Source organism: Bradyrhizobium vignae (assembly GCF_004114425.1).
Lineage (GTDB): Bacteria > Pseudomonadota > Alphaproteobacteria > Rhizobiales > Xanthobacteraceae > Bradyrhizobium > Bradyrhizobium vignae.
Genome location: NZ_RDQF01000022.1, coordinates 47,667 through 64,454, shown reverse-complemented (window position 1 = coordinate 64,454; position 16,788 = coordinate 47,667). Strand labels below are relative to the sequence as shown.

Genomic DNA, 16,788 nt, shown 5'->3' with positions numbered 1-16,788 from the left:
TAGCCTCCAGGGCATGCCTACCCAGCCCTCAGACGCCAAGCTCACCGGCCTGTTCCTCGACATGCTCGCGGCGGAACAGGGCGCCGGGCCCAATACGCTCGACGCATATCGCCGCGACCTCACCGATTTCTCGGAATTTCTGGACCGGGTCGGCCATACATTCGCGGACGCGGAGACGCAGGTCCTGCGCGACTACCTCGCCGATCTCGACACCCGCGGCTTCAAATCCACCAGCGTCGCCCGGCGGCTATCGGCGATGCGGCATCTCTATCGTTTCCTGCTGAACGAGCGCATCCGCGCCGACGATCCCGCCGCCATCCTGTCCGGCCCGAAGCGCGGCCGCGGCCTGCCAAAAGTGCTGTCGATCGCGGACGTCGACCGCATGCTCCGCCGCGCGAAGGAATTGAGCGAGGCGGAGGATGCCTCGCCCTCGAAGCGGCTGCGCGCTTTGCGGCTCTATTGCCTGCTCGAGGTGCTCTACGCCACGGGCCTGCGCGTTTCCGAGCTGGTGGCGCTGCCGCGCTCGGCGGCCAAGCGCGATGCGCGCATGATCGTGGTGCGCGGCAAGGGCAACAAGGAACGCCTGGTGCCGCTCAACGAGGCCTCGCGGCAGGCGATGGCGGATTATCTCGCCGCGACGGACGCGGCAAAGACGGAAAAGAAAAACAGCGTGGCCGCCTCGAAATGGCTGTTCCCCTCCTTCGGCGAGAGCGGACATCTGACGCGGCAGCATTTCGCCCGCGACCTCAAGGAGCTCGCGGTCGCCTCCGGGCTTCAGGCCCGCCTGGTCTCCCCGCACGTGCTGCGCCACGCCTTTGCCAGCCACCTGCTGCACAACGGCGCGGATCTGCGCATCGTCCAGACCCTGCTCGGCCACACCGACATCTCCACGACCCAGATCTACACCCACGTGGTCGAGGAGCGGCTGAAGAGCCTGGTGCGCGACCTGCACCCGCTGGCGGAGAAGTGACGCACCGTAGATGGGCTACGGGCATCCCAGGAAACCGCCTTGACTTCGACCACATCTCCGCAGAAAGAGCCGTGGCCTCACGCATGATTTGGCCGGCTGCCACGAGCACACAAGTCAAACCATTGAAGACGCTACACTTCTGTCCGTGACCCTAACCTCGCTTCGCTTCTTTAGCCCCGTCCCCTTATATTGAGTTGATGCAAGACCAGATGCGCAGCTATCTCGACTTCGAAAAGCCGGTCGCCGAGCTCGACTCCAAGGTCGACGAATTGCGCGCGCTCGCTGCCTCCGGCACCGACATCAGCGACGAGATCGGCCGGATCGAGGACAAGGCGGCGCAGGCGCTGGCCGACCTCTACACGAACCTGACGCCGTGGCAGAAGACGCTGGTTGCGCGGCATCCGCAGCGGCCGCATTTCAACGATTTCATCAAGGGCCTGATCACCGAATTCACCCCGCTCGCCGGTGACCGCAAGTTCGGCGAGGACGAGGCGCTGGTCGCCGGCTTCGGCCGCTTCCGCGGCGAGCCGATCTGCGTGATGGGCCAGGAAAAGGGCGATTCCACCGAGAGCCGAATCCGGCACAATTTCGGCATGGCGCGGCCCGAGGGCTATCGCAAATGCGTGCGGCTGATGGAGATGGCCGAGCGGTTCGGCCTTCCGGTGCTGTCGCTCGCCGATTCCGCCGGCGCTTATCCCGGCATTGGCGCCGAGGAGCGCGGCCAGGCCGAGGCGATCGCGCGCTCGACCGACGCGTGCCTGGCGCTGACCGTGCCGAACGTGGCCATCATCACCGGCGAGGGCATGTCGGGCGGCGCCATTGCCATCACCACCGCCAACAGGGTGCTGATGCTGGAGCACGCGATCTACAGCGTGATCTCGCCGGAGGCGGCCTCCTCCATCCTGTGGCGCGACGGCACCAAGGCGCAGGAAGCCGCCAACAACATGAAGATCACCGCCCAGGACATGCTCCGCTTCGGGGTGATCGATCAGATCCTGAAGGAGCCCGTCGGCGGCGCCCATCGCGACCCCGCCGCCATGATCGCCACTACAGGCGAGGCCATCGCGAAGGCCTTTGACGAGCTCCGGGGCCTGGACGGGGATGCGATCCGCAAGCAGCGGCGGCAGAAATTCCTCGATATCGGCCGGAAACTGGGCTGATTCGTCTCGATTTGGTGTCCCGGACGCGGTGCGGCACGTTGTGACGCTCCGCGGAGCCGGTGCACGAGACCCCCCGGTAACCCCGCGTTAACCCTTTTTTTGCCCAAATCGGCGATCTCAGTGCCGGCTTGGCCGCAGGGCCCAAGTTCCGGCCCAGTTTAAGTCTCTGTTGACCACACCTTTGGGCCAACGTCCTCGTGATCCCCGCTTGGGTTGCGACCACATGACCCAGAGGTTAGAATTTTAATCAATGGCTTCAGGGCATAAGCGCTGGAGCGTGGTCTAAAAAGGGCCCGTTGCGACGGGCCCCCGGGGTACCCGGTCGGATCATGCGCCAAACGAATTGGGGTTCGCGCTTGCTGCCCGGCACGGTGTGGGGTCCATCTTGATTTCTCGTTCGCTTGCTCGCGCGCTCTTGGCTTCGGTTGCGCTGATGACGGCCGGCGTTCTGCTCACCGGCTGCGACACCGACCAGGTCTCGCTCGCGACCAACGCCAAGGCCAACCAGCCGGTGCCGCCGAAGCTGGTCGCCGCCATGGCCGAGAAGGACATGGACCTGCAATCGCCGATCCTGGTCCGCCTGTTCAAGCAGGAGGCTGAGCTCGAGGTCTGGAAGCAGACCCGCTCCGGCCAGTTCGCGCTGCTCAAGACCTATCCGATCTGCCGCTGGTCGGGCGATCTCGGCCCCAAGGTGCGCGAGGGCGACCGTCAGGCGCCGGAAGGATTCTACTCGATCAATCCGAGCCAGATGAATCCGCAGTCGGCCTATTACCTCTCCTTCAACACGGGCTTTCCGAACGCGTTCGACAAGGCGCTGGGCCGCACCGGCTCGCAGCTGATGGTACACGGAGACTGTTCTTCGCGCGGCTGCTACGCGATGACGGACGAGCAGATCGCGGAGATCTATTCGCTCGGACGCGAATCCTTCTTCGGCGGCCAGAAGGCGTTCCAGCTGCAGGCCTATCCGTTCAGGATGACGCCGGTGAACATGGCCAAGCACCGGAACAATCCGAACATGCCGTTCTGGAAGATGATCAAGGAAGGCTATGATCATTTCGAGGTGACGCGGCAGGAGCCGAAGGTCGATTTCTGCGAGAAGAAGTACGTCTTCGACGCGGCCAAGCCGGCCGACGCCAAGCGCGATCCGGTGTTCGACGCCTCGGCCAAGTGCCCGGCCTATGTGATCCCCGAGGACATCGCCAGCGCCGTGCGTGAGAAGCAGGCGAAGGACGAGGCTGAATACGCCAAGCTGGTTGCCAAGGGCACGCCGGTGGCGCGCATGAACACCGGCATCGACGGCGGCATGAACAAGATCTTCGCCGCAAAAATTCCGGAAGGCTCGACCGGCCTGTCCGAGAGCGCCGAAGGCACCACGCTGCAGATGCTGGCGATGGCGAAGGCGCCGGGCACGATCCCCGGCCACGTCAATCCGCCCAAGCCGAATCTCGATGCGGTCGCGTCCGCGCCCGCGCCGCAGGAAGAGCCTGTGGTCGCCGTGCCCGCGACCGGCACCCGCGTCGCCTCGGCGCAGCCTGCCGAAAAAGCCTCAAGCGGCGGCTTCTTCTCGAACCTCGGCCGCAAGATGGGCCTCGGCGCCGCCGATACCACCGCGACGGCAACGCCAGCGCCGCAGCAGGCCACCGCGTCTGTCGCTCCGGCCCAGACGTCCACGACCCCGCCTACGGCCGCGTCGCGGCTCAAGGCCGCAGTGACGAGATTCGTGCCGGGGCACGACAAGTCCAAGGACACCGCGAAGGATGCGCCGAAGCCGGCCGTAGCGGCGGCCAAGCCCGCCGAACCGGCAAAGCCGGATACACGGCTTGCTCAGACCCGTCCGGCGCTGAAGCCGTCGGTGTCGGAGGGCGCATCCGATAGCGGACAGATGGCGGGCGCCGCGCCGATCGTGCAGTCGAACTCGTTCGACAGCCGCTTCTCCGCGATGAAGTAGGCGTTCCGCGCCATGAAGCGAACGAGCGGTGAGCCCGTTCTTCGACGCCGATATCTTGATCTCCGCCTACTCGACCGACGTCCGGCGCGATCAGGCGCTGAACACGATTGCCGGCGGTGGCGTCATTAGCACACAGGTGCTGAACGAGTTCACCAACGTGCTGCGCAAGAAGCAGAGACAGGAGTGGCCGATCATCGAGGCCGCCGTGCAGTCAATTCGTTTCCGCTTCCCGGACATCGTGCCACTCACGGCTGACACGCACGCTACAGCGCTCACGCTTGCCCGTGGCCACAATTTTGCATTTTATGACGCGCTGATCGTTGCGACTGCAGTCGAGGCAGGCTGCGGACTCCCTCCGCGGGGGCATTCTGGATTGCTTCGCTGCGCTCGCAAGGACGGAAAATGAGGCGGCGGTGGCCCGCCTCACTCAAACCTCACGCATACCGCCCGTGGCAGTGCTTGTACTTCTTGCCCGAGCCGCACGGGCAATCCTCGTTGCGGCCGACCTTGCCCCAGCTGGCGGGGTTCTTGGGGTCGCGCAGCGCGGCGTCGGTGTGCTGCGGGGCCAGCGTGACGCTGGCGAGCGCCATCTCGTCCTCGCCGGTGCTCGGGTCGAACTTGTGCGCTTCCATTGCAGGCAGCACCGGGGCTTCCTGCTCCGGCGGGACGATCTCGACGCGCATCAGCTGCGCCGTGACGGCCTCGCGCAAATGAGCGCTCATCTCCTGGAAGAGGTTGAAGGCTTCGGTCTTGTATTCCTGCAAGGGATCGCGCTGGCCGTAGCCGCGCAGGCCGATGACCTGGCGCAGATGATCGAGCATGATCAGGTGCTCGCGCCAGAGATGATCGAGCGTCTGCAACAGGATGGTCTTCTCGACGTAACGCATCACGTCGGGGCCCCATTGCGCGACCTTGGCCGCCATGTGCTCGTCGGCCTTGGTCTCGATGCGCGTGAGCAGCTCCTCGTCGGCGATGCCCTCTTCCCTGGCCCATTCGTCGACCGGCAGGTCGAGATCGAGCACGCGCTTCAGTTCGTCCTTGAGCCCGGCGACGTCCCACTGCTCGGCATAGGCATGCTCGGGCACGTGCTTGGCGACGAGATCGTCGATGAAGGCATGGCGCATGTCGGCGATGGTCTCGGCGACGCTCTCGTCCTTCATCAGCTCGACGCGCTGATCGAAGATCACCTTGCGCTGGTCGTTCTGGACGTTGTCGAACTTGAGGAGATTCTTGCGGATGTCGAAGTTGCGCGCCTCGACCTTCTGCTGCGCCTTCTCCAGCGCCTTGTTGATCCAGGGATGGATGATGGCCTCGCCCTCTTGCAGGCCGAGACGCTGCAGCATGCTGTCGAGGCGATCCGAGCCGAAGATGCGCATCAGGTCGTCTTCCAGCGACAGGAAGAATTTCGAGCGGCCGGGGTCGCCCTGACGGCCGGAACGGCCGCGCAGCTGGTTGTCGATGCGGCGGGATTCGTGACGCTCGGAGCCGATGATGTAGAGGCCGCCGGGCTTCTTCACGGTCTTGGCGGACTTGCTCCCCTTCGCCGGCTCGACCTCGACGGTCTCCTCGGCCTTCAGCACGATGTCGCGGAAGTGCTCGATGTCGGCCTTGATCTGCTCGATCTTCCTGGCCTTCTCGGCCTCGTCGGTAATGCCTGCGGTCTCCTGCTGGATGCGCATCTCCAGCGAGCCACCGAGCTTGATGTCGGTGCCGCGGCCGGCCATGTTGGTGGCGATCGTGATCGCGCCGGGCACGCCGGCTTCGGCGACGATATAGGCTTCCTGCTCGTGGAACCGCGCGTTCAGCACCGCGAACAGCTTGGCCGGCTTGCCGGCGCGGGCCGCGGCATAGAGCTTGTCCAGCGCGCCCTCCTTGCCGAAATCGATCTGCTTGTAGCCGTTCTTCTTGAGGAATTCGGCAAGCACTTCCGACTTCTCGATCGAGGCCGTGCCGACCAGCACCGGCTGCAGCCGCGCATTGGCACGCTCGATCTCGGCGAGGATGGCCTGGTATTTTTCCTTCTGCGTGCGGTAGACCTCGTCGTCTTCGTCGAGACGCGCGACCGGCAGGTTGGTCGGGATCTCCACGACCTCGAGCTTGTAGATGTCGAACAATTCGTCGGCTTCGGTCGCCGCCGTGCCGGTCATGCCCGCCAGCTTCTCGTACATACGGAAGTAGTTCTGGAAGGTGATCGAGGCGAGCGTCTGGTTTTCGGGCTGAACCGCGACGTGCTCCTTGGCCTCCAGCGCCTGGTGCAGGCCTTCCGAATAGCGCCGGCCCGGCATCATGCGTCCGGTGAACTCGTCGATGATGACGACCTCGCCGTCGCGGACGATGTAGTCCTTGTCGCGGGTGAACAGCGTGTGGGCGCGCAGCGCCTGGTTGACGTGATGCACGACCGAGACGTTCTCGACGTCGTAGAGCGATTCGCCCTTGAGCTGGCCGGCGTCGCGAAGCAGCGTCTCCAGCTTCTCCATGCCGCCTTCGGTCAAGGTCACCGTGCGCTGCTTCTCGTCGACCTCGTAGTCGGTCACCTTCTCCAGCTTCGGCATGAAGGTGTCGATGGTGTTGTAGAAGTCGGAGCGGTCGTCGAGCGGACCGGAGATGATCAGCGGCGTGCGCGCTTCGTCGATCAGGATGGAGTCGACCTCGTCGACGATCGCGTAGTAGTGCGGCCGCTGGACCATGTCCTCGAGCCGGTACTTCATGTTGTCGCGCAGATAATCGAAGCCGTATTCGTTGTTGGTGCCGTAGGTGATGTCGCAGGCGTAGGCCGCCTTGCGCTCGGCATCGTCGAGCCCGTGCACGATCACACCGGTGGTCATGCCGAGGAAGCCGTAGATCTGGCCCATCCAGCCGGAGTCGCGGCGGGCGAGGTAGTCGTTGACGGTGACGACGTGGACGCCCTTGCCGGCGAGCGCGTTGAGGTAGACTGCAAGCGTTGCCACCAGCGTCTTGCCTTCGCCGGTCTTCATCTCGGAGATGTCGCCCTCATGCAGCACCATGCCGCCGATCAGCTGGACGTCGAAATGGCGCTGGCCGAGCGTGCGCTTGGCGGCCTCGCGCACGGTGGCGAAGGCGGGGACGAGGAGGTCGTCCAGCGTCTTGCCGTTTGCGAGCTGCTGCCTGAATTCCGCGGTGCGGGCCTTGAGCGCCTCGTCGGAGAGCTTTGAAAGCTCAGGCTCGAGCGCGTTGATCGCGTTGACGCGGGACTGATATCCCTTCACCCGCCGGTCATTGGCGGAGCCGAAAAACTTGCGGGCGAGCGCGCCGATCATGCTTAGTTCCTGTGTTCGCGATTTAACCGCGTTGCAGCCAAGAAGTTGTCACCCGTCTGCCTATCAACTCACCGTGACGCTTCGCGGCGTCAGAGCCCGGACTGCGGGGGTCATCCGCCATATGGGTGGGAATTGGGCAAGTCTGGGTTCAACGGCCAAAAACGCAGCAAAATAAACGCCATCGCCATGGTCGCGACCGGGCAGAGATATGGCCCGGTCAGGGCCTTGTCAACGGCGGGCGCATTGCGGCTAATTCATCATTTTGACAGACTTTTCGCGTTGCCAAGCCCCCCTGAATTGGGCGAGTGTCCGCCCCGCTTCGAGCAGGCCCCTGCTTCAACATAAGGATTTTCCATGACCACCTCGTTCCCGGTAACCACCGGCCAGCGTTTCCGCCATGCCTCCGCCTTGGCTGGCAGCCTCGCTCTGGCGCTGTCCCTGGCGTTCGCGGGCCCGCTCCGGGCCGCCGATGATCCGGTGCTGGCGAAGGTCAATGGCACTGAAATCAAGAAGAGCGACGTCACCATGGCCGAGGAGGAACTCGGGCCGAGCCTCGCGCAGATGGACCCGGCGACCAAGGACGAGAACGTCCTGTCCTTCCTGATCGACATGAAGATCGTCAGCAAGGCTGCCGAAGACAAGAAGCTCGCCGACAGCGAGGAGTTCAAAAAGCGCCTGGCGTTCGCCCGCAACCGGCTTCTGATGGACAGCCTGCTCGCCAACGAAGGCAAGGCCGCGACCACGCCGGACGCCATGAAGAAGGTCTATGAAGAGGCCTCCAAGCAGATCACCGGCGAGCAGGAGGTGCGCGCCCGCCACATCCTGGTCGAGACCGAGGACGAGGCCAAGGCCGTGAAGGCCGAGCTCGACAAGGGCGCCGATTTCGCCGAGCTCGCCAAGAAGAAGTCCAAGGACCCGGGCTCCGCCGATGGCGGCGATCTCGGCTTCTTCACCAAGGAGCAGATGGTGCCGGAGTTCTCGGCCGTCGCTTTTGCGCTCGAGCCGGGCAAGATCTCCGATCCCGTCAAGTCGCAGTTCGGCTGGCACATCATCAAGGTCGAGGAAAAGCGCAACCGCAAGGCGCCGGACTTCGAGCAGGTCAAGTCCCAGATCGAGAACTACGTCACCCGCAAGGCTCAGGCCGATTACGTCGCCAAGCTGCGCACCGAAGCCAAGGTCGAGCGGCTGGACCAGCCGGCGGCGGATGCCTCCAAGGACGCCAAGCCTTCCGACAGCAAGATGGCTCCCCCGGCGAAGAAGTAAGAATTCGCTGTCACTTCGCTGATGTGAAGAGTATCTAAGCCTTCGTGATGCCCGGCCCCCGCGCCGGGCATCTGCTTGTCCAGATCCCACCAAGGCGCCTGCGATGTCCTCCTCCGTCTCTCCCCTCGCCCCGAAACACGTTCCCGACATGCCCGTGATCGCAGGCGTCCGCCTTGCGACGGCCGAGGCCGGCATCCGCTACAAGAACCGCACGGACGTGCTGCTGGCGGTGATGGACAAGGGCACTGCGGTGGCCGGCGTCTTCACCAAATCGAAATGCCCGTCGGCACCGGTCGAATGGTGCCGCGCCAAGCTCAAGGGCGGCAAGGCGCGCGCACTCGTGGTCAATTCCGGCAATGCCAATGCCTTCACCGGCAAGACCGGCCGCGCCTCCACCGCGCTGACCGCGAAGATCGCGGCCAAGGCGGTCGGGTGCAGCGAAAGCGAGATCTTCCTGGCCTCGACCGGCGTCATCGGCGAGCCGCTGGACGCGACCAAGTTCGACGGCGTGCTCGGCCGCCTCGCCGAGGCTGCAGAGCCCGGTAACTACCTGGCCGCGGCCAAGGCGATCATGACCACCGACACCTTCCCGAAGGTCGCGACCGCCACCGTCAAGCTCGGCAAGGCCAAGGTCACCATCAACGGCATGGCCAAAGGCGCCGGCATGATCGCCCCCGACATGGCGACGATGCTGTCCTTCATCTTCACCGACGCGCCGATCGCGCCCGCCGCGCTCCAGGCCCTGCTCAAGAGCGGCGTCGAGGACACCTTCAACGCCGTGACAATCGATGGCGACACCTCGACCTCCGACACGCTGCTGGCCTTTGCGACAGGTGCCGCTGCCGAGCAGGGGGCGCCAAAGATCAGCCGTGCCAGCGACCCGCGCCTGAAGGCGTTCGTCAAGGCGTTCAACCAGGTGCTCGCCAACCTCGCCGAGCAGGTGGCCCGCGACGGCGAAGGCGCGCGCAAGCTGGTCGAGATCACGGTCGAGGGCGCCAAGACCAAGGCTTCGGCGCGCAAGATCGCGATGTCGATCGCCAACTCGCCGCTGGTGAAGACCGCCATCGCCGGCGAAGACGCCAATTGGGGCCGCGTGGTGATGGCGGTCGGCAAGGCCGGCGAGCCGGCTGATCGCGACAAGCTCTCGATCTCGTTCAACGGCATCCGCGTCGCCAAGAACGGCGCGCGCGATCCAGGCTATGACGAAACGCAGGTCTCGGAAGCGATGAAGGCGCCGGAGATCGCGATTCTGGTCTCGCTCGGCCTCGGCAAGGGCCGCGACCGCGTCATGACCTGCGATCTCACCAAGGAATACGTCGCGATCAATGGGGACTACAGGTCGTAGGCTCCCCGGCCGTCATTCCGGGGCTGGCGAGGCGAGAACCCGGAATCCAGAAGTTTATGCCCGAGATTCCGGGTCGATGCCGGCGCATCGCCCCGGAATGACGCCACTGGCGTCACCCCGAAATCCGCGCATCCGCCACCGCCTTCTTGAAGAGTGCGTTCATGGCATCCGAAATCCCTTGCGTCGGGCTCACCTCGAAATACACAAACCGTTGCGGACGAACTTCAGCGAGCGACAGACACGCATGGCCGATCTCAAATTGACACTGGTGGTGGCCTGTGCACTGGTCGACGCCGACAAGCGCATTCTGATCGCGCAGCGCCCCGAGGGCAAGGCGCTGGCCGGCCTCTGGGAATTTCCCGGCGGCAAGTTAGAGCCCGGCGAGCGGCCGGAGCAGAGCCTGATCCGGGAGCTCCATGAGGAGCTCGGCATCACGGTCGCCGAGCCGTGCCTAGCGCCGTTGACCTTCGCCAGCTATGGCTACGAAATCTTTCATCTCCTGATGCCGCTCTACATCTGCCGGCGCTGGGAAGGCCTGGTCACGCCGCGAGAGGGCCAGAACCTCGCCTGGGTCCGCGCCAACAAGCTGCGCGACTATCCCATGCCGCCCGCGGACATGCCGCTGATCCCGCATTTGATTGATTTGCTGATGTGAGGTGGGCCGTGCCCCGGACGCGCAGCAGCGTAGGAACGCTGCGGCGGGGCCGGAACACGCGTCACTCTTTCCCCGCCTTCTTCACCGCCTCCGCCAGGCTCGCCTTGGCCGACCCCGGCTTCAGTGGCTGCTGCTGGCTCGCATGCGGGGCCCAACCGGACAGCCAGATGATGTCGAACGTCGCACGGATGCGGCCATCGGCATCGGCAAAGCGCTCGGCATAGATTTCGGCCATCCGCAACAGCGTCGCGCGCCGGCTCGGCGTGCGCCGCCGCAGGATCAGCACATTGGCCGCGCCCATGCGGCGGAGATCCTGCATCAGGGCGAACGCATTGCCATAGCGCACCACGACACGGTCGACGTCGGTCACCGGCAATGCAAAGCCGGCCCGCTGCAGCAGCGCGCCGATGTCACGAAGGTCAGCGAACGGCGCCACGCGCGGCGACACACCGCCCTCGCATTCGGCTTCCGCCGCGGCAAAGGCCTGGCGCAGCTCGGTCAGGCTGTCACCGCCGATCATCGCGGCGAGCAGCAGCCCGTCCGGCTTCAGCGCGCGCCGGACCTGCGCAAGCACGCCCGGCAGATCGTTGACGAATTGCAGCGCCAAGGCGGAGACGACGAGGTCGAGGCTTTCGGGTGCGAAAGGCAGTTTTTCCGCGCCGGCCGCATCAATCGCGATCCGCGCCATCGCTGGAAGCCGCGCGTGTAGGACTTTGAGACCTTCGCCGGGCGTCCACAGATCAGCCGGAGCGTGAAACTCGCGCATCACTGCGGCCAACCGGTCTGACATGTCCTCGGCGACGCGATCGAGCAGGAAGCTCACGGCACCTTGTGCCTGCGCACGCCGCTGCCGTGCGTGCAGCAAGGCACGATCGAACAAAGCGGGCGGGGTTTGTCGGTTCTGGGCCATGCCGCTGGTTACGCCGATCATGCCGGCCATGGCAATCACTCTCGTGATCCGGACGCGCCGTGCTCATTGGTGCTGCCGCGCAGAGCCGGACCCAGGGAATGCGCGCCAGATCGCGGTGAGATGGGTCCCGGCTCGGCAGCGCAGCGCTGAAGGAGCGCTGCGCTGCGTCCGGGGACGAGACGACGGCTTGAGCAATCTATGGTGCAACGCTAGCCTCTCCTCATGGAAGCCGACGCCGCCCCTGCCCGTTCCATTCCCGCACCGCTGCGTGCCGCCTGGTCCGCCGGCGGCCGCGTGCTGTCGCGCGCAGCACGGCTCGCGCTCGACATCGCGCTGCCGACACTGTGCGTGTCCTGCCGCGAGCCGGTGGAGGGCGAGGGTGTTTGCGCTTCGTGCTGGGCGCGGCTGTCGTTCATCGAACGGCCCTTTTGTCCGCGGCTCGGCATCCCCTTCGTCTATGATCCCGGTCCCGACATGCTGTCGATGGAGGCGATTGCGAGCCCGCCGGCCTACCAGCGCGCCCGCGCGGCGGTGCGCTATGACGACGTCGCGCGCACGCTGGTCCATGCGCTGAAGTATCAGGACCGCACCGATCTGGCGCCGGCCATGGGCCGCTGGATGGCGCGCGCCGGCGGCGAGCTGCTGGCGGGCGCCGACATGCTGGTGCCGGTGCCCCTGCATTGGCGGCGCGCCTGGCGCCGCCGCTACAACCAGTCCGGAGCGCTGGCGCGCATCATCGAACGGCAGAGCGGGATCAGGGTGCGGGGCGATGTGCTGCGGCGGGTGCGTGCGACCGAGCAGCAGATCGGCCTGTCGCGGGCCCAGCGCGCCACCAATGTGCAGGGCGCATTCCAGGTATCTGCCGAGCGTCAAGCCGAGATCCAGGGCCGCCGCATCGTCCTGATCGACGATGTCCTGACCTCGGGTGCGACATTGGATGCCTGCGCGCGCGCCCTGCTCCGCGCCAAGGCAGCCCAGGTCGACGTGCTGGTGTTTGCCCGGGTTGTGGAGGTCAGGTGAAGTCCCATATAATTCAATGAATTCATGACATGAGAGCGCCTGACGAGATGACTGCTGCTGTCGAGATCTATACGAGGCCGGGCTGCGGCTATTGTTCCGCCGCCAAATCGCTGCTGACCCGCAAGAAGGCGACCTTCACCGAGTTCGACGTCGCCAAGAACCCGTCCTGGCGCCAGGAAATGTACGGCCGCGCCGGGCAAGGTTCGACTTTCCCGCAGATCTGGATCGGCGGCACCCATGTCGGCGGCTGTGACGACCTCTATGCGCTCGATCGCGAAGGCAAGCTCGACGGCATGCTCGAGAGCATCAAGGCCGCCATATGAGCGAGAATCGCACCTTCACCGCCGCCATGGTGCAAATGCGCACCGGCCTGCTGCCCGGGCCGAGCCTGGAACAGGCGACCAGGCTGATCCGGCAGGCTGCGGCCAATGGCGCCGACTACGTGCAGACGCCCGAAGTCAGCAACATGATGCAGCTGAACCGCAAGGCATTGTTCGAGCACCTGCAGAGCGAAGAGGACGACACTTCGCTGAAGGCGTACCGAGCGCTCGCGGCGGAGCTGAAGATCCACCTTCATGTCGGCTCGCTGGCGCTGCGCTTCTCGCCGGAGAAGGCGGTCAACCGCTCCTTCCTGATCGGGCCCGAGGGCAATGTGCTCGCGAGCTATGACAAGATCCACATGTTCGACATCGAGCTGCCGGACGGGGAGAGCTATCGCGAATCCGCCAACTACCAGCCGGGCGAGACCGCCGTGATCTCGGATCTGCCCTGGGGCCGCATCGGGCTGACGATCTGCTACGATCTGCGCTTCCCGGCACTCTATCGCGCTCTCGCCGAGAGCGGCGCCTATTTCATCACGGTGCCGTCGGCCTTCACCCGCAAGACCGGCGAAGCGCATTGGCACGTGCTGCTGCGCGCGCGTGCGATCGAGACCGGCTGCTTCATCTTTGCCGCGGCGCAGGCCGGGCTGCACGAGAACAAGCGCGAGACTTATGGCCACTCGCTGATCATCGATCCCTGGGGCGAGATCCTCGCCGAGGGCGACGTCGAGCCCGGCATTATCATGGCCAAGATCGACCCGGCCAAGGTCGAGACGGCGCGCCGCGCCATTCCATCGCTCCAGCACGGCCGCCGCTTCGGCGTCTCCGATCCCAAGGCGGGGCCTGACCATTTGCACCTCGTGCGGGGCTCGGCATGATCCGCTACGCGCTTCGCTGCGACCGCGGCCACGACTTCGAGAGCTGGTTTCAGAGCTCGTCGGCCTATGATTCGCAGGTGAAGCGAAAGCTCGTGACCTGCCCGATCTGCGGCTCGGCCAAGGTCGGCAAGGCGATCATGGCGCCGCGCATCGTCGGCAAGAAGGGTCGCGCCACGCCTCCGCCGGAAGCCGTGGCTGCGGCCACACCCGACACTACACCGTCCGGACCGACCTCGCTGCTGATGGCACAGGAGCGCGAGCTGCGCGCCAAGCTCAAGGAACTGCGCGATCACATCGTCAAGAACGCCGACAATGTCGGCGACCGTTTCGCCAACGAAGCTCGCGCCATGCACTATGGCGACAAGGAGCACCGTCCGATCTACGGCGAGGCCTCGCCGGACGAGGCGAAGTCGCTGATCGACGAAGGCATCGAGGTCTCGCCGCTGCCGACGCTGCCGGAAGACCGAAATTAGCACCGTCGTTCCGGGGCGCGCAAAGCGCGAACTCAGGTGCGCAGCTGCGCACCTGAGTTCCTCGAGATTCCGGGTTCGCCCTTCGGGCGCCCCGGAATGACAGCCAGTTAAAGCATGATCCGGAAAAGTGCGAAGCGGTTTTCCGGAAAGATCATGCGTAAACAACAAGCTAAAGCGCGATGACGATTCATCCAAATCGCATCGCGCTTTAGACGCCCACCAGCACCGCCACGCCGACCACGATCAGCGCGATGCCTGCAAGCTCGCGCGGCGCGATCGGCTGCTTGAACGAATAGTAGGCCACGCCTTGCGCGAACAGCACCTCGATCAAGGCGAGCGTGCGGACGTTGGCGGCGGCCGTCAGCGCGAACGCCAGGAACCAGAACTGCGAGGCGAAGGCGCCCGTGAAGCCCGCCAGCATCGACGGCCTCCACATGCCGAGGATGCCGCGCAACACGTCCGGCGCGCGCCAGAGCAGATAGATCGTCAGCACCAGCGTCTGCACGAACAGGCCGAGCACCAGCGTGAACGACGACGCCGTCACGAACGACACGTTCGGCACGGTGATGATGGCGCCGCGAAAACCGACCGCGGAGAGCGCGAAGGCCGCGGCCGCAACGAGGCCGGTGATGGTCGGCTTCAACTCCGCAAAGCTCTTCTCTCCGCCGGGCCGCAGCGCGGTGATGACGACACCGACGGTCGCGATCACGATCGCCAGCACCTTGAGCCAGGTCAGATGATCGCCGAGGAAGACGAAGCCGAAGATCGCGGTCTGGATCGCTTCGGTCTTGAGGTAAGCCGTGGTCACGACGAAGGAGCGGTCGTTCATCGCGAGCAGCATCAGGCCGGTCGCAACGATCTGGCTGAGCGCCCCGAGCAGCAGCCAAGGCCAGAACACGGCCGGCGGCATGCCGATATGATCGCCGGTCGCGACCAGCACCACGCCGAGGAACAGCAGCGAGAACGGGAAGCCGAACAGGAAGCGGATATTGGTCGCCCCCCAGGTCCCCAGCGGCTTCGTCAGCGACCGCTGCATCGCATTGCGCGCGACTTGGCCCAGCGCAGCAATGATCGTGAAGGGAATCCAGAGGCTGGCGATGGTGAGCATCGGGGGGGTGGAAAGGTTAGACAAACAGAGCGATTACCGTGACGGGAACAGACTCACTGGTCAACCGCATGGGTGTCATGGGTGCGATGCTCTCGCAACAAATTCGGTGTCGTCCCAGCGAACGCAGTGCGTTCGCTGGGACGACAGCGACTGTGGAGAAACAGATCGCGCCTTGCCTCACACCATCGCTTCCGCGACCACCATATAGTTCACGTCCATGTCGGACGAGAGGCTCCATTTATCGGCGAACGGTGAGTAGACGACGCCGGTCTGCTCGGTGATGACGAGGCGGTTGTCGAGCAGATATTTGGTCAGCTCGTCCGGCGTGACGAACTTGTTCCATTCGTGGGTGCCGCGCGGCAGCCAGCGCAGCACGTATTCGGCGCCGACGATGGCAAGGGCGAAGCTCTTCCAGTTGCGGTTCAGCGTCGAGACGACCATCAGGCCGTTCGGCTTCAGCATTGAGGCGCAGCGCTTCAGGAAGATGCCGACGTCGGTGACGTGCTCGACCACCTCCATCGCCAGCACGATGTCGAAGCGCTCGCGCGGGTCGATCTCCTCCACCGTGGTGCAGCGATAGTCGATCGCAAGATGGCTCTTGTCGGCGTGCAGCTTCGCCGCCGCGATGTTGCTCGCCGAAGGGTCGATGCCGATGACCTGAGCCCCCAGGCGCGACAGCGGTTCGCAGAGCAGGCCGGCGCCGCAGCCGATGTCGAGCACGCGCAAGGACCCGAGGCAATTGAGGCTGCGGACGTTGCGCTCGAACTTGCGGCAGGCGGCGTCGCGGATATAGCCGAGCCGCAGCGGGTTGATCCGGTGCAGCGGCGCCATCTTGCCCTTGGGGTCCCACCACTCCGCCGAAAGTTTTGAGAATTTCGCGATCTCGGCGGCGTCGACGGTCGAGCCCGGCTGGGCGGAGAGGGAAGTATTTTGCTGCATGCTCATGGTTACGCGCGGTCCTACCGCGTGGTGATCGAACTACGGAAAGCGAGCGGCGAGGCGATCGTCTTGATCGTCTCGATCCCCTCGCCGACGCCGCGAATCGTCACGTCGCCGTAGTTGAGAATACGTCCAAGAATGGTCTGGTCGACGTCGACGCTCTCGACCTTGTCGAGCGCCATCTCGAAGGTTCGGCGCCTGATGAAGCCGGTCTTGTGCACGACCCTGAGGTTGGTGACGTCGGTCTCGGTGGTGAAGCGATGGAACCAGCCCTTGATGGTCCAGTAGAGGGCCGCCAGAGCCACGAGACCGGAGGCAACGAGGCAAAGCAAAACCAGCCCCTCGGCGGTGGCCTGCCGCGACAGGATGAACAAAACCAGCGCCACGATCCAGGCCACGATGGCCGGAAAGTAGAAGATCCAGTGCGCATTGGTCGAATACAGCACCCGCTCGCCCGGTTGCAGGATCTCGTCGATATAGCGCGCCATGATCTCGGTTAACCCACTCCCCCGCACCCTGCC

General features: G+C 65.1%; 16 protein-coding genes. 11 read left to right on the top strand and 5 right to left on the bottom strand.

Annotated elements, in window-relative coordinates; genetic code table 11:
• Positions 1-13 precede the first annotated feature (13 nt).
• The 4 genes from xerD to EAV90_RS20145 all read left to right on the top strand — a co-directional run bounded on the left by xerD (position 14) and on the right by EAV90_RS20145 (position 4,484).
• Positions 14-970 carry a site-specific tyrosine recombinase XerD gene (gene xerD, locus EAV90_RS20160; protein ID WP_129144456.1) on the top strand — a complete coding sequence of 319 codons (957 nt, stop codon included), beginning with the start codon at positions 14-16 and terminating at the stop codon, positions 968-970.
• A gap of 197 nt (positions 971-1,167) precedes the next feature.
• A complete protein-coding gene (locus tag EAV90_RS20155) occupies positions 1,168-2,130 on the top strand; it encodes an acetyl-CoA carboxylase carboxyltransferase subunit alpha (protein WP_122400547.1) in 963 nt (320 codons plus the stop codon).
• A gap of 433 nt (positions 2,131-2,563) precedes the next feature.
• Complete coding sequence (locus tag EAV90_RS20150) at positions 2,564-4,078, top strand: L,D-transpeptidase family protein (protein WP_245509564.1); 1,515 nt, start codon at positions 2,564-2,566, stop codon at positions 4,076-4,078.
• Between the two features lie 28 nt (positions 4,079-4,106).
• The gene (locus tag EAV90_RS20145) at positions 4,107-4,484 is read left to right on the top strand and encodes a PIN domain-containing protein (RefSeq protein ID WP_129144454.1); all 378 of its coding nucleotides are present in this window, start codon (positions 4,107-4,109) and stop codon (positions 4,482-4,484) included.
• Between the two features lie 28 nt (positions 4,485-4,512).
• On the opposite strand, the gene secA is transcribed toward EAV90_RS20145, so the two are convergent.
• Positions 4,513-7,356 carry a preprotein translocase subunit SecA gene (gene secA / locus EAV90_RS20140; protein ID WP_122400544.1) on the bottom strand — a complete coding sequence of 948 codons (2,844 nt, stop codon included), beginning with the start codon at positions 7,354-7,356 and terminating at the stop codon, positions 4,513-4,515.
• A gap of 354 nt (positions 7,357-7,710) precedes the next feature.
• Here secA and EAV90_RS20135 point away from each other — a divergent pair, with 354 nt between their 5' ends.
• The 3 genes from EAV90_RS20135 (at position 7,711) to EAV90_RS20125 (ending at position 10,619) form a co-directional block, all read left to right on the top strand.
• Positions 7,711-8,619, top strand: coding sequence for a peptidylprolyl isomerase (locus tag EAV90_RS20135; RefSeq protein WP_122400543.1), 909 nt, complete (start codon positions 7,711-7,713; stop codon positions 8,617-8,619).
• Positions 8,620-8,722: 103 nt separating this feature from the next.
• A complete protein-coding gene (gene argJ, locus EAV90_RS20130) occupies positions 8,723-9,964 on the top strand; it encodes a bifunctional glutamate N-acetyltransferase/amino-acid acetyltransferase ArgJ (protein WP_122400542.1) in 1,242 nt (413 codons plus the stop codon).
• A 244-nt stretch (positions 9,965-10,208) separates the two neighbouring features.
• Positions 10,209-10,619, top strand: coding sequence for a (deoxy)nucleoside triphosphate pyrophosphohydrolase (locus EAV90_RS20125; protein ID WP_129144453.1), 411 nt, complete (start codon positions 10,209-10,211; stop codon positions 10,617-10,619).
• Positions 10,620-10,680: 61 nt separating this feature from the next.
• Here EAV90_RS20125 and EAV90_RS20120 read toward each other — a convergent pair whose 3' ends face one another.
• Positions 10,681-11,550: a methyltransferase domain-containing protein gene (locus tag EAV90_RS20120; RefSeq protein ID WP_162500536.1), complete on the bottom strand. Its 870-nt coding sequence runs from the start codon at positions 11,548-11,550 to the stop codon at positions 10,681-10,683.
• 201 nt (positions 11,551-11,751) lie between these two features.
• On the opposite strand from EAV90_RS20120, the gene EAV90_RS20115 reads away from it, so the two are divergent.
• From EAV90_RS20115 to EAV90_RS20100, 4 genes are read left to right on the top strand one after another with little or no spacing between them, the layout of a single operon-like run.
• Positions 11,752-12,549: a ComF family protein gene (locus EAV90_RS20115; protein ID WP_129144452.1), complete on the top strand. Its 798-nt coding sequence runs from the start codon at positions 11,752-11,754 to the stop codon at positions 12,547-12,549.
• 47 nt (positions 12,550-12,596) lie between these two features.
• Positions 12,597-12,872, top strand: coding sequence for a glutaredoxin 3 (gene grxC, locus EAV90_RS20110; RefSeq protein WP_122400538.1), 276 nt, complete (start codon positions 12,597-12,599; stop codon positions 12,870-12,872).
• The gene (locus EAV90_RS20105) at positions 12,869-13,747 is read left to right on the top strand and encodes a carbon-nitrogen hydrolase family protein (RefSeq protein ID WP_129144451.1); all 879 of its coding nucleotides are present in this window, start codon (positions 12,869-12,871) and stop codon (positions 13,745-13,747) included. The genes grxC and EAV90_RS20105 overlap by 4 nt, the downstream gene beginning before the upstream one ends.
• The gene (locus tag EAV90_RS20100) at positions 13,744-14,220 is read left to right on the top strand and encodes a DUF1178 family protein (protein ID WP_129144450.1); all 477 of its coding nucleotides are present in this window, start codon (positions 13,744-13,746) and stop codon (positions 14,218-14,220) included. The genes EAV90_RS20105 and EAV90_RS20100 overlap by 4 nt, the downstream gene beginning before the upstream one ends.
• Before the next feature lie 208 nt (positions 14,221-14,428).
• Here EAV90_RS20100 and EAV90_RS20095 read toward each other — a convergent pair whose 3' ends face one another.
• The 3 genes from EAV90_RS20095 to EAV90_RS20085 form a co-directional block, all read right to left on the bottom strand.
• On the bottom strand, positions 14,429-15,328 hold the full coding sequence (locus EAV90_RS20095; RefSeq protein WP_122400535.1) for an EamA family transporter: 900 nt from the start codon (positions 15,326-15,328) through the stop codon (positions 14,429-14,431).
• A 177-nt stretch (positions 15,329-15,505) separates the two neighbouring features.
• Positions 15,506-16,273, bottom strand: a complete 768-nt coding sequence (ubiG, locus tag EAV90_RS20090; RefSeq protein WP_162500077.1) for a bifunctional 2-polyprenyl-6-hydroxyphenol methylase/3-demethylubiquinol 3-O-methyltransferase UbiG — start codon at positions 16,271-16,273, stop codon at positions 15,506-15,508.
• Between the two features lie 14 nt (positions 16,274-16,287).
• Positions 16,288-16,755 (bottom strand): PH domain-containing protein, encoded by a 468-nt coding sequence (locus EAV90_RS20085; RefSeq protein ID WP_122400534.1) that lies wholly within the window; start codon positions 16,753-16,755, stop codon positions 16,288-16,290.
• Between the last annotated feature and the right edge of the window lie 33 nt (positions 16,756-16,788).

Bases quoted from the DNA above. Each gene is read 5' to 3' on its own strand.
- xerD (WP_129144456.1), top strand. From the start codon at position 14: ATGCCTACCCAGCCCTCAGACGCCAAGCTCACCGGCCTGTTCCTCGAC.
- EAV90_RS20155 (WP_122400547.1), top strand. From the start codon at position 1,168: ATGCAAGACCAGATGCGCAGCTATCTCGACTTCGAAAAGCCGGTCGCC.
- EAV90_RS20150 (WP_245509564.1), top strand. From the start codon at position 2,564: ATGACGGCCGGCGTTCTGCTCACCGGCTGCGACACCGACCAGGTCTCG.
- secA (WP_122400544.1), bottom strand. From the start codon at position 7,356: ATGATCGGCGCGCTCGCCCGCAAGTTTTTCGGCTCCGCCAATGACCGG.
- EAV90_RS20135 (WP_122400543.1), top strand. From the start codon at position 7,711: ATGACCACCTCGTTCCCGGTAACCACCGGCCAGCGTTTCCGCCATGCC.
- argJ (WP_122400542.1), top strand. From the start codon at position 8,723: ATGTCCTCCTCCGTCTCTCCCCTCGCCCCGAAACACGTTCCCGACATG.
- EAV90_RS20125 (WP_129144453.1), top strand. From the start codon at position 10,209: ATGGCCGATCTCAAATTGACACTGGTGGTGGCCTGTGCACTGGTCGAC.
- EAV90_RS20120 (WP_162500536.1), bottom strand. From the start codon at position 11,550: ATGATCGGCGTAACCAGCGGCATGGCCCAGAACCGACAAACCCCGCCC.
- EAV90_RS20115 (WP_129144452.1), top strand. From the start codon at position 11,752: ATGGAAGCCGACGCCGCCCCTGCCCGTTCCATTCCCGCACCGCTGCGT.
- grxC (WP_122400538.1), top strand. From the start codon at position 12,597: ATGACTGCTGCTGTCGAGATCTATACGAGGCCGGGCTGCGGCTATTGT.
- EAV90_RS20105 (WP_129144451.1), top strand. From the start codon at position 12,869: ATGAGCGAGAATCGCACCTTCACCGCCGCCATGGTGCAAATGCGCACC.
- EAV90_RS20100 (WP_129144450.1), top strand. From the start codon at position 13,744: ATGATCCGCTACGCGCTTCGCTGCGACCGCGGCCACGACTTCGAGAGC.
- EAV90_RS20095 (WP_122400535.1), bottom strand. From the start codon at position 15,328: ATGCTCACCATCGCCAGCCTCTGGATTCCCTTCACGATCATTGCTGCG.
- ubiG (WP_162500077.1), bottom strand. From the start codon at position 16,273: ATGAGCATGCAGCAAAATACTTCCCTCTCCGCCCAGCCGGGCTCGACC.
- EAV90_RS20085 (WP_122400534.1), bottom strand. From the start codon at position 16,755: ATGGCGCGCTATATCGACGAGATCCTGCAACCGGGCGAGCGGGTGCTG.